This window comes from Chryseobacterium gregarium DSM 19109, from assembly GCF_000430845.1.
GTDB classification, from domain to species: domain Bacteria; phylum Bacteroidota; class Bacteroidia; order Flavobacteriales; family Weeksellaceae; genus Chryseobacterium; species Chryseobacterium gregarium.
In genome coordinates, this window is sequence record NZ_AUMU01000015.1 from 16,981 (window position 1) to 28,238 (window position 11,258).

The 11,258-nt window shown below is 38.8% G+C and carries 6 protein-coding genes; 2 read left to right on the forward strand and 4 right to left on the reverse strand.

Features of this window, described 5'->3' with window-relative positions:
* Positions 1–3 precede the first annotated feature (3 nt).
* The 4 genes from H561_RS0116080 to H561_RS0116095 all read right to left on the reverse strand — a co-directional run bounded on the left by H561_RS0116080 (position 4) and on the right by H561_RS0116095 (position 7,663).
* Entirely contained in the window at positions 4–3,156 is a 3,153-nt protein-coding gene (locus tag H561_RS0116080) for a hypothetical protein (protein WP_027387947.1), read from the reverse strand.
* Positions 3,147–5,336, reverse strand: coding sequence for a hypothetical protein (locus tag H561_RS0116085; RefSeq protein ID WP_027387948.1), 2,190 nt, complete (start codon positions 5,334–5,336; stop codon positions 3,147–3,149). The genes H561_RS0116080 and H561_RS0116085 overlap by 10 nt, the downstream gene beginning before the upstream one ends.
* A gap of 360 nt (positions 5,337–5,696) precedes the next feature.
* Positions 5,697–7,151 (reverse strand): hypothetical protein, encoded by a 1,455-nt coding sequence (locus H561_RS0116090; RefSeq protein ID WP_155845817.1) that lies wholly within the window; start codon positions 7,149–7,151, stop codon positions 5,697–5,699.
* 212 nt (positions 7,152–7,363) lie between these two features.
* Positions 7,364–7,663 (reverse strand): helix-turn-helix domain-containing protein, encoded by a 300-nt coding sequence (locus H561_RS0116095; protein ID WP_027387950.1) that lies wholly within the window; start codon positions 7,661–7,663, stop codon positions 7,364–7,366.
* Positions 7,664–7,854: 191 nt separating this feature from the next.
* Here H561_RS0116095 and ccoN point away from each other — a divergent pair, with 191 nt between their 5' ends.
* Together ccoN and H561_RS0116105 are read left to right on the forward strand one after the other, a co-directional pair.
* On the forward strand, positions 7,855–10,134 hold the full coding sequence (gene ccoN / locus H561_RS0116100; RefSeq protein WP_027387951.1) for a cytochrome-c oxidase, cbb3-type subunit I: 2,280 nt from the start codon (positions 7,855–7,857) through the stop codon (positions 10,132–10,134).
* Between the two features lie 15 nt (positions 10,135–10,149).
* The gene (locus tag H561_RS0116105; RefSeq protein WP_027387952.1) at positions 10,150–11,037 is read left to right on the forward strand and encodes a c-type cytochrome; all 888 of its coding nucleotides are present in this window, start codon (positions 10,150–10,152) and stop codon (positions 11,035–11,037) included.
* Positions 11,038–11,258 lie beyond the last annotated feature (221 nt).

The following is an 11,258-nucleotide window of genomic DNA, read 5'->3' on the forward strand; positions in this document are numbered from 1 at the left end:
ATTTTAGTATTTAAATGGTATTTCTGGTAACTTATCGTATTTTCCTCCTTTTTTAATGATTGCAAAATTAATATCACCAAAATCAAAATTAGTATGAGAATCAGCAGCTTGCCTTATTTTACTTACAAAATCAGAATTTCCAATAGGAACTTGTTTAAGAATTTCATCGTATTGTAACTTTCCATTAGTATTCTCAATTTTTTTTATCAATCTTGTCGCTTCTTCAGAATCATCTATTGTATCTAATACCACCATTTTTAACTCTTCAACAAAATTATCATAATCCGTAGCATTTAATCTCATACCCATATCAATATCATCAGCCTTTTTTAATGGTATTGTGACTCCAGATGTAGATACTAAAGGATCACCTTGTTTTAAGGTTCGCGCTGCAGAACCTTTCACTACGAATTCCAAGCTCCCGATATGATCAGATAAGTCGCCTGGTAAATCTAATAAATTTTGTTTGAATTTATTTCTGACTGCATTACAAAAACTTTTATATTGAGATAAATTATTGAATCCAGCGCCAAAACCCCTTACTAAAATTTCTTTAACATAAAAATTTGTCTGCAAAATCAGTTCATCAGGAGAAATAAATTTAACTCCATCTTTACCTTTCTTATTAGCAATTACCACTAAGTCTTCTATAAAATCATCTGAAAGACCTAAGTCTTGTCTACAAAGTTTTATATATTCAGATAAAAAGTTGTTTGTATATAGAGGATCCAAATCCCACGTTTGTTGCTTAATAAGTCCTTTGATTTTATTAATCAAAAAGGAAGGATCTATTGGAATAATACTGCAATAATAAATTTTATCCGTAGCCTGCTGTATAATAGTATCACTTTCATTAGGATGCAACTGTTTTAAACGCTCTTTTACCTTTTGCCTCAACACATCAGGTGTTAAACCTTCACCAAAAGTTTTTGTTGCATTCTTAGCAGATTTTCTCAATGCTACTGTTGTAAAAGTATCTGCTGCTGTTACCGAAAGCGTTGCTAATTGCAAAAGCATAATAAAGTTTTTCATGTTTTTGCAAAAAGCGTCATTTGTATCACAATTCACAAAGTTGGCAAAAAAACCTAAAACGCCTGAGGTAAATTCTACACCTCCTAGTACAACTCTTAATCCTGTTTTAGTCAACAAACCAACTTCACCAGCTCCCATTGCTGCCCATCTAAGGTGTCGTAACTTTATAGCATTACCTATCCCAGAAAGAGTAAGTACTCCATCTACGCTATAGCCAATTACCGTTTCCACATCACTTCTATCTCCAAGATCGTCTACCATTTTTAAAACAAAGATTGGAATAAGAGAGTTTATGGTAACTGAGCCATCACCAATCTGTATCTCATCACCATAAAGTGTTAGTATAGGGACTTTTGTTTCCACATTGTTATTAATTAATGTAACAGGTTGGTAAGGATGGTAAGTTCCATATAACATAGTTTTTTGAGAATAATGACTGGATCCCTGATATAACTCGTCGTCTAATATGTACCAAGGTAATTTTTCTCGTAAAACTTCTATCTTCCCATCTTTAAATTGAAAAGTAAAATTATCTCTAAATACTCCTATTCTTTTCTCAGATTCATAGGGAATTGTTATTGGTGCTGCTTCAGGAAAGTGAACTGAATAAACATATTCTGTATGGCCTGACAACCAATATGGGTATTCTGTAACTGGATGTATTCTTATCTCATCAAGTTGGTATGCGGTTTCATAGCTATACTTATACAAAACAGAGGAAGGGACAGTAGCTGCATTATCCTCGACAAAATATTTATTATTCGCAACAGGTTTATTCGATGTTGGATTTAAAGATTCTATATAAAAAACATTCTGTTTTAGATTCCCATTAGTATCATACGGATTGTATTTACTATTCATCCATAATCCATACATTGCATGCACAAAAGCACTTTTTGTTTCTGTTGGCTTAAAATCTGTCTTGAATAATAAATTTGAAAATTCTAATAAAGCAACCGAAATGTTATAACTTTGTCCTAGGTTATCATACAATACTTGATATAGCGGTATTTTATTAACAAATAGAAGTCCATCATCAATATTATTCAGCATATGATCTAAAAAATAATCTACTTCCGTACTTTTGACGGAATATACCAAATTAACAATAAATGAACCCAAAACCTCATCTGAAAATGGAACCCCATTCAAAAAAATACTTTTAGTATGTATAATGTTTTTTTCGTTATCAAGCCCTGTAATATTTCTTACATTATTTACATACTTTTTACTGCATATAAATTTAAGAATTTCAATTTTTAATGTCGCAGGAATCAATTGTAAAACAGCAGGGCTAAATGGTATCGCTAAATAAAGTAATTTTTCTAAATCAGAATGATTGCTACCATTGGGATTGGAATTAAGGATATAATTTTTAAAATTTACATATAACTCAAAATATTTGCTAAGTATATTTCTGTTATTGATATAAATTTTTTTCCGATCATTATCCGGTATAGTAATAATGTTTCCAATAAGAAGAGGAGGATCAACCCATAACTGCTTCTGATAATTTTTTATTTCCGTCACTCTATCTTTTATCTCTTGATTAACTATATCAATCTCGGAAAATGCTTTAAAAACGGTTTGAGTTATGTTGTAAATAGTTTGTGCCGTATCAGCAATTGCATCTGCAGTCTCCCGATCTTTTGCATATTTAATATTATTTTTGAAGTATTGATATGCTGATATTTCATCGTTAAAATAGACTTCATCTACTTCTTGACCGGTCTGTGTAAAACCAGTTATAAGTACTTCATCTTTAGAAAAAAAATCTCCAGATGCATATTGTTTAGTATAATCAACCCATTTGTAATGATCATCCGAAGAAGTGTCATTTATGACGAAAACAATCTCTCGCTTACGTACTATTATTGATTCACCAACATTAGGATTTTGCCAATCTAAGAAAACATTTACATCCTCGATATCTCTTAATTTATTTCTATATTCAATATATTGCAAATAATTAGAATAATTCCCTTCATCATTATATTGAAAAAAAGTTCCAGAATCAGTTTCAAAACCTGCTAAGTGACCAGAGGTAAAGAATTTTAAGCTATTGTATTTTACTTGTGACAGCTTTTTCACAATACCATCTTTTCTAACTATAACTACATCCATATTGTTGACATTATCAATTTATAATCATTACTATTTATCATCGGCACCCACTTACTATATTCCTCACTTGCAAATACCATATTGTCCACAGTGCTTACCAATATTTTATTAGCAGGTTCCAGAATCTGTAATTTTCCTGTCTGATCTTCACCTATAATGGATAAGGAATATCTTGTATATAAAACATTTTCTAAAGAAGTATAATAAGCGTCGTTATCTTTTAGTTCATTATTAAGAAAGAACTTTGGATTATTAAGCGTACTTCCAATAAGAGTAACGAAAACATCATTCTCAGTCTTGGTAATTCCCAGCACTTTTTTACTAGGCAGTGATCCATCTACTACATTAAGAGAAAGCCCTGTAATAGTAACAGCATCTGTACCCGTAAAAACTTCGGTTTTTAAAAAATAAGGACTTTCCGGCTGATAAAAATTGTTTCTCTTATCACTGTAGGCGATTGTTCCCCCATTAGAATTATCCAGATAAGCAGATCGGCTTTCAAAAAAGCTTCCCGTACTCTGCCTGATATTGTGTAATAGTGTCTCATAAGTTACCCTTTTCAAACTTTCCGTATCATTTTTCATGATCAGATCTTCTACTTTCTTTGTAGTCACCGTCGCAATATCTTTCCCGCCTGCTTTATTCTCAAAATCAATCAATAACAAGTTCTGGTCGATCACATAAGCCAGCTCTTCGGGCTTTCTGCTTTCAATTTGCGGACTTACATTGATCAGTCCAAAGACATCATCAATATCCTTTAAGTTATAACTTGTCGTTACAACAGGATCCCCCGGATTGGCGCCCGGTGTTTCAGAAGTAATCTGTAGGCTTTTCCCCTCATAAATCAGCTGTATAAATGAAGCCACCGTTTTATTACTGCTGGTTCTGCTCAGGCTGAAAGTGATCGGTTTTGTGAAATTGGTATCGACTCCGGTAGCGACTTCCTGAAGGAGATTTTTTCCCCGGATGAAATAGTCTTCATTATCGGTATCAGTATGCAAAACGCCCCGTTTTACATACATCGCTGCCGCATCATTGTTATCGGTCGTCAGCTGAATAACCAGTGACGGCTGAGCATTAAGCTCTTTTACCGGCCATCCCTGTTCAAACTGCTGCAGGGAAAGGTTGTTGGCTGCCGTTCCGATCTTCATATTGTTCGTGCTTCCCTGAAGGCTGTGATTGCCGTAAAAATTATAGGATCTCTGCCTGCTGCCCTGGATATACAGATAGGTAGTCTGAGCGGTTGCAAAAGAGGCAATCTGAGCGGCAATCTGATCCACTGTCTGCAGGACAGAATGATCACTCAGATGGATCTTCCCTTTTCCCTGGGTATGTAAGCCATAGAAAGCGACAATATCAAGGAACTGGGTTGCCGTTTCCCGGATCAGCTTCTTCTGGAAATCATTCGCTCCCGAAGCCTGGTTCAAAACATGATCCGGATTGCGGGCAAAGTCGAGATTCAGCTGAAATGGATTGGGGTCATTGGCAATGGTATAGTCTCCTTCGTTTAAAACTATGTCAATACCTATGCTTCCATCTACTGTTCCCAGATGGGTTCCTCCCGGGATCATCGGCAGTTCGAATGCCTTTGCAGGCTCAGCTTCGGTAGTTGTGGTTCCGGTGGTCTGCGTTTTGGAGACTTTCAGGAAGTAATCATCAATCAGCGTATTGGCAGGCTGCGGGCTGCTGGATCCCGGAAACCCGATAAACTGCGCCGTAAATGTAGGTTCTGAAATTCCCAGCATACTGTAAAGGGCTGTAAATTCTTTTCTGATGACGTCTACAAAACCTGTTGCTCCCAGTCCGTTGATGACATCATCACTTCCACTAAAGAAATCAGATTTTTTCAGGCCTCTGTATACAATGTATTTAATAGCAAGGCCCTTGATCGGCTGACTGAAAGGCTTCAGGATCGCATTTACTTTAGTAGTGTCGGTTCCGCAAGGCTGCAAAAAAACCTGTCCCTGGCAAATCGTATAAACCTTGCCGTTATAGCTGCTTATTTTGGAAGTGGTCCTGAAAACGGTACCGTTGGATCCGAACTTATCTGCTGTACCCTGCAAGAATGATTTTCCCTTTTCCAGAAAGAAAAAAGACTCCGGCAGAAGGTCCGGCCGCACATTCAGGCCTTTGCTGTCTGAAGAGGTGGGCATGGATGCCTGTGTCGTATTTTGTGGCATTTGGTGTTGTTTTTTGGTGTTAAATAATTTTTGAAAAGCTTTTCAGAAAAGCTTATTTTTGTAAAAATTCCGTTGTTGGAATCTGGTGTTGGTGTCATTTATTTCATAGTTGTTAGTTTTGGTTAAACAGCATCAATCGGCCAATTGATTATTTAGATTTCGTCAGACAATGATTTAAATTCTTACTCGTTAACTCGTCTGTTATTTCTGAAACAAAGGTATCCGGGCACAACGCCAAAACTTGACGTGTTATTTTTTATTCAGGGAAATTCCTAAATATTACCCTACTGCATAAAAAAGGCGCGGGGATCAAATCGTATGATTTGATCCCCCCGCCTTAAGATAAAAGTATTGTTCTTTTTATTTCCTGCATTTGCTATATTCAGAAATAATATTGATCAGATTTTCTTCATTCTTTAAATCCAGGTTGTCTTTTTTCAAGCTTTCGGAAACGGCTTTACAGTCTTTAAGGTAATCTGCCAATTTTAAGGATAATTTTTCACTGGAACGGTTGTCGATCATCTGTCCTTTCGGCTGAATATCAGTTTTGATAACATACTTCTGAAGTTCCACCGGATCCTGAAGCAGCATGATTTTATTTTCTTTTGCCACCAAACGGTAGAAATAGTAGTTGTTCCCGTGAAGCGCTCCGTAATTCTGCAACTTTTTCATCAGCTCCCCTTTTACATCCAGCCCATAATAGCAGTCTTCTCCACCATTGTATGGCACACAGAAATGAATCCCGGAATCCGCATCATATGTTTTTATTCCTGTTCCTCTTGGCAAGCCGGTTTTCAGCGTTACCCTTTGTCCAAACAGATCTGCCCCTTCAGCCGATAGTTTTTGCCCGGTTCTTTCAGTGTCCAGCTGCTCAAACCAGATGGTAACTAAGCCTTCGGTTCTTTTACCCGACCGGTCTACAACATATCCCGGAACATCATATAAATTAATGCTGCGGTCAACAGCATCTTTTACTTTTGCCTGCTGAAGTTCCTGGTTTTTGTAATACGCCTGGTGACCAAGTGTGTATCCTTCCGCCAAAAGGTAAGTAACAAACTCATTCATAAAGGCATAATCCGAAGGAGCATAGGTCCTGATGGCAGGATAGGTAAATTCATTATTGTCGAAAGTCGTTACAATATAATTTTTAATGCCCCGGTTGCTCTGGTATAAGGTGGCCACGCGAATCCCGTCGAGATCCCGCACTTCAAGACAGGGGCTTGAGGAATTGAATCCGCAATTGAACACGGAAGAATATCCTATAATTTTTGCAGGATAGACACCGTCATTCACCAGGATCTCACCTTTTGGACCGATCCTTGGATTATAAAGGGTCCTGATATTGTTCAGGCCGCTCTGCCTGTCGCTTTCAGCAGCAATACTTCCGGCTTTGGCCTGCAGGTATTTATCCGTCAGGTTTTCCCGTTGGACATCAAAAAAAGCATTGATTTCTTCTGTATTCAGTCCTTGTTTAGTAAAGAAATTGTATTTTACCGCCAGCTGATGGGCAATAATACGGTCCGGCTTAAAGGAAGTAATCAGAATTTCATAAGGAATCTGGGTTGTTCTGCCGTCCGCAGCTTTCATATCCAGATAATACAGAAATTCTTTCCCGGCCAGAGCAATACCTTTAAGATCCAGATCAAAAACTTTTTGGTTATTCAAAGTATAAAACTCATAATGGTCTCTGTAGGAAGACTTGATAACAGCCACTTCTTCCTCATTATAAAGAACCTTATCTTTTTTAATTCCAATTTTCTGACAAAGAGCAAAGCCCGGAAGCATAATACAAAACAGTAAAAGTAATCTCATCATATTATATTTAATTAATAGGTAAAAGTCGGAATTTATCTTTAAACAGTAAATAATTCATTGAAAAATGAAAAATAGATGATGATTGTATGATGGAAAAGTCTGTTGAAAGTTAAAACAATTGTTACTACAGACTAAAGCTTTCAGTCATATTAGAAACTATGACTGTTTATATTAGATATGTGATGAATATTTGCTTTTGTATCATCTGAAAATTACCGATATTCTTCAGGGACCTCAATCCCGTTCTTTTTCATATATTCAATAAGGTCGCGGTATTTGTCTTCATAGCCATTACTGCTGTTGTTGCACTGATCGGAAATGCTGCAGATGTCGGCAGGCCTGATCTCTAAGATCGCAGAGATTTTCGTCAGGATATCGAGGTTGATCTTTACTTTGGAATTTTCGATATCCGAATAGGCTTTCTGCGAAATCCCCATCTCAAAAGCCATATATTCCTGGGTGAAATCCTTACTTCTCCTGATTTTCCTGATATTCTGACCGCAAATTTTCATCCTTTTTCTTTTAGTAGTTTTCAGTATATTTTAGAAGTATACCTATTAGACTCCCACAAAGTTAGTGAATACCTTTGTCAAAACATTACCACGCTATATGATATTTATTTTTAACGGAATTTCAAACTTATTATTTACATAAGAACTTCTGTTTCAGAGCAAATATCATTTCAGTACAATACATTGGAATTATGGAGACGCAACAATTTAGTTATGACAACAGCATTGTCAAGGCATTCCTCTATGCTACGATCGCATTTGGTCTGATAGGCTTCTTACTGGGTCTTACCGCGGCCCTGATGCTGTTCTATCCCGAGCTTCCGGAATTTCTGTTCGGAACCGATGACACGACGATTAAAAGCCTGTCATCAGGAAATATTCAGGGACTGATCAACACTCAGGGCGCCTTGGGATTCGGAAGGATCAGGATGCTGCATACCAGTGCCGTGATTTTTGCGTTCGTCTGCAATTCCTTTTTCTGCGGAGCCTATTACAGCATGCAGCGGCTGCTGAAAACCAGGATGTACAGTGATAATTTGTCATGGATCCATTTCTGGACCTGGCAGATCATGATTATCAGCGTAGTGATTACCTTCCTGATGGGCATCAATACCTCAAAAGAGTACGCCGAGCATGAATGGCCGATTGATATTTTAATTACCGTTTCATGGGTGATTTTCGGAATCAATATGTTCGGAACCATTGCCAAAAGAAGGGTGCGACATTTATATGTAGCCATCTGGTTCTATATCGGAACCTGGATTGCCGTAGCCATGCTTCATATCTTCAATAACCTGGAAGTTCCTCTATCATTCACCACTTGGAAATCCTACTCTATTTACGCCGGGACGAAAGACGCTTTGGTACAGTGGTGGTACGGCCACAATGCGGTAGCTTTTGTACTGACGACTCCGGTTTTAGGCCTGATGTATTATTTCCTGCCGAAAGCTGCAGACAGACCCGTTTTTTCCTATAAATTATCCATCATTCATTTCTGGTCGCTGATCTTCGTATACCTTTGGGCAGGACCGCACCATCTTCAGTATACTGCACTTCCGGCCTGGGCACAGGCAGTGGGTACCGGTTTTTCCATTATGCTGATTGCTCCGTCATGGGGCGGAATGCTGAACGGGCTGTTAACCTTAAGGGGGGCCTGGGATAAAGTGCGGGAAAACCCGATCCTGAAGTTCTTCGTCGTAGCCGTTACCTGTTATGGAATGGCCACTTTTGAAGGACCGTTGCTCGCCACCAAATCTTTAAATAAAATCGGGCATTACACCGACTGGGTAATCGGCCACGTACATATCGGAGCTTTAGGCTGGAACGGTTTTATGGCATTTGGAATTGTCTATTACCTGATTCCCGTGATGTGGAGAACATCACTTTGGTCTAAAAAACTGGCCAACTGGCATTTCTGGCTCGGGACATTAGGGATTATTTTCTATGCTGTTCCGATGTATATTTCAGGATTTACCCAGGGACTGATGTGGAAACAGTTCAATCCTGACGGAACCCTGGTATGGAAAAACTGGCTGGATACTGTTACTGCTATTATTCCCTATTATAAACTGAGGTTTTTAGGCGGTATATTTTACCTTTTAGGAGCCGTCTTAATGGTGGTGAATGTCATCAGGACCATAAAAGCCGGTTCATTCCAGAAAGACGTTCCTGCAGAAGCACCTGCTTTAGCACCTGTAGGAAGCGGAAGAAAAGAAGGCGAAGGCATTCACCTATGGATCGAAAGAACCCCAAGACTCATGGCAATATTGGCTTTTATCACCATTGCCATCGGCGGCCTGGTGGAAATCATTCCGACCTTAACTCTAAAACAAAGCGTTCCGACCATTACCGCTGTAAAACCTTATTCACCCCTGGAACTGGAAGGACGCGATCTGTATATCAGGGAAGGATGCAATGCCTGCCATTCGCAGATGATCAGACCGTTCCGTGACGAGATTGTAAGATTTGAAGGGAAGAACGGACAGTATTCAAAAGCGGGAGAATTCATCTATGACCGTCCATTCCTCTGGGGATCAAAAAGAACAGGACCGGATCTTCAGAGAGAAGGCGGTAGAAATCCTGATTCATGGCACTTCAAACATATGTACAACCCGAGAATTACGTCTGCCGGATCTATCATGCCGCGTTTCCCATGGCTGATCACAAACAAACTGGATAAGAAACAGATGATAGACAAGATGAAACTTATGAAAAACTATTTTGAGGTTCCGTATACGAAAGCTCAGATCGATTCTGCCAATCAATGGGCAGATCATCAGGCGGAAGGTATCGTAAAAAGAATTTATTCCGAAGCCACGGATGTAAAACAGCAGGTGGAAAAAGATAAAATTGCAAAAGGCAGTTCATTCGTTCCGCTTGAACAGAGAGAAATCGTAGCCATGATTGCTTATCTGCAAAGACTGGGAACCGATATCAAGACGACACAGATACAGACTGCAAGTGCAGAATAATTTAAATCCATTCATATGAAAACAAGAACTCCCGTTTCCGTATACATCCTCGTTACTGTCGGCTTAACCATTATGGCGTTCGAAATGTTCGCACCCGGCTCAGGATATTTTTCTTCACTTTTTTTCTGGGGCCTGATGGCCATTGCGGTGATCCTGCTTCTTATTATGGATTCTATCGGGGACCTGATTGAAAACCAGAACTTCACCCGGTTATCTGATGAAGAAAAAGCTGAATATATCAAAGAAAAAAACACGCCGTATTTTCAGAAGCTCTGGAACTCGGCCTTTAAGAAACAGCCGGCTACAGAAGAAAAAGACATCCTGATCGATCACGGTTTTGACGGAATTACAGAGTTTGACAATTCCCTTCCCAAATGGTGGGTCGGCCTGTTCTACTTCGGATTTATTTTCTGTGCCGTGTATATGGCAGCATTTGCGTTCACAGATTATGCCCACCCCGAAGCGGAGCTGACCGATGAAACCAAAGTCATGCTGGCCTCCATTGAAGAATTTGAGAAAACCGCGCCTCAGATCACGCTTGAATCTGCAAAATATAATGCAGACTATGTAACCGAAGGCCGGGAACTTTTCAAAACCAATTGTGTAACCTGCCACGGAGAAGGAGCAAAGGGCGGAATCGGACCGAATTTAACAGATACCCACTGGATCAATATCAAAGAAAAAAACTTGTTTAAAAATGTCTTCTGGATGCTGGAAAACGGATCCCCCAACAATCCTGCCATGCGGCCTATGATCAAAGAAGGAACCATTACCGGAAGAGATGCCGAAAAAATAGCCGCCTATATTTACCACATCAACCAGGAAACGGCACCTGTTACGCCTGCCCAAGGTGGTGCCGTTCCGCAGGGAGAACCCGTACAATGGGAAAACGGAAACCAATAAATTATTATCTCAGCATATTTAAACCATGCCATACCCCCTTTTAAAACACTGAACTTATATTGAATTTTCATTTTTGCTAAACCTTTTCAACATAGATAAATGATAAAAGGGGGTTTTTAAAAACCTAAATCCAAGCTTTGGCTGTCTTCATCAACTTATTCACTACATAGTTAATCAACTAAATTCCATAACAGGCAGTCAAGGCAGGATTTTTGCACTCA

Bases quoted from the DNA above. Each gene is read 5' to 3' on its own strand.
- H561_RS0116080 (WP_027387947.1), bottom strand. From the start codon at position 3,156: ATGGATGTAGTTATAGTTAGAAAAGATGGTATTGTGAAAAAGCTGTCA.
- H561_RS0116085 (WP_027387948.1), bottom strand. From the start codon at position 5,336: ATGCCACAAAATACGACACAGGCATCCATGCCCACCTCTTCAGACAGC.
- H561_RS0116090 (WP_155845817.1), bottom strand. From the start codon at position 7,151: ATGATGAGATTACTTTTACTGTTTTGTATTATGCTTCCGGGCTTTGCT.
- H561_RS0116095 (WP_027387950.1), bottom strand. From the start codon at position 7,663: ATGAAAATTTGCGGTCAGAATATCAGGAAAATCAGGAGAAGTAAGGAT.
- ccoN (WP_027387951.1), top strand. From the start codon at position 7,855: ATGGAGACGCAACAATTTAGTTATGACAACAGCATTGTCAAGGCATTC.
- H561_RS0116105 (WP_027387952.1), top strand. From the start codon at position 10,150: ATGAAAACAAGAACTCCCGTTTCCGTATACATCCTCGTTACTGTCGGC.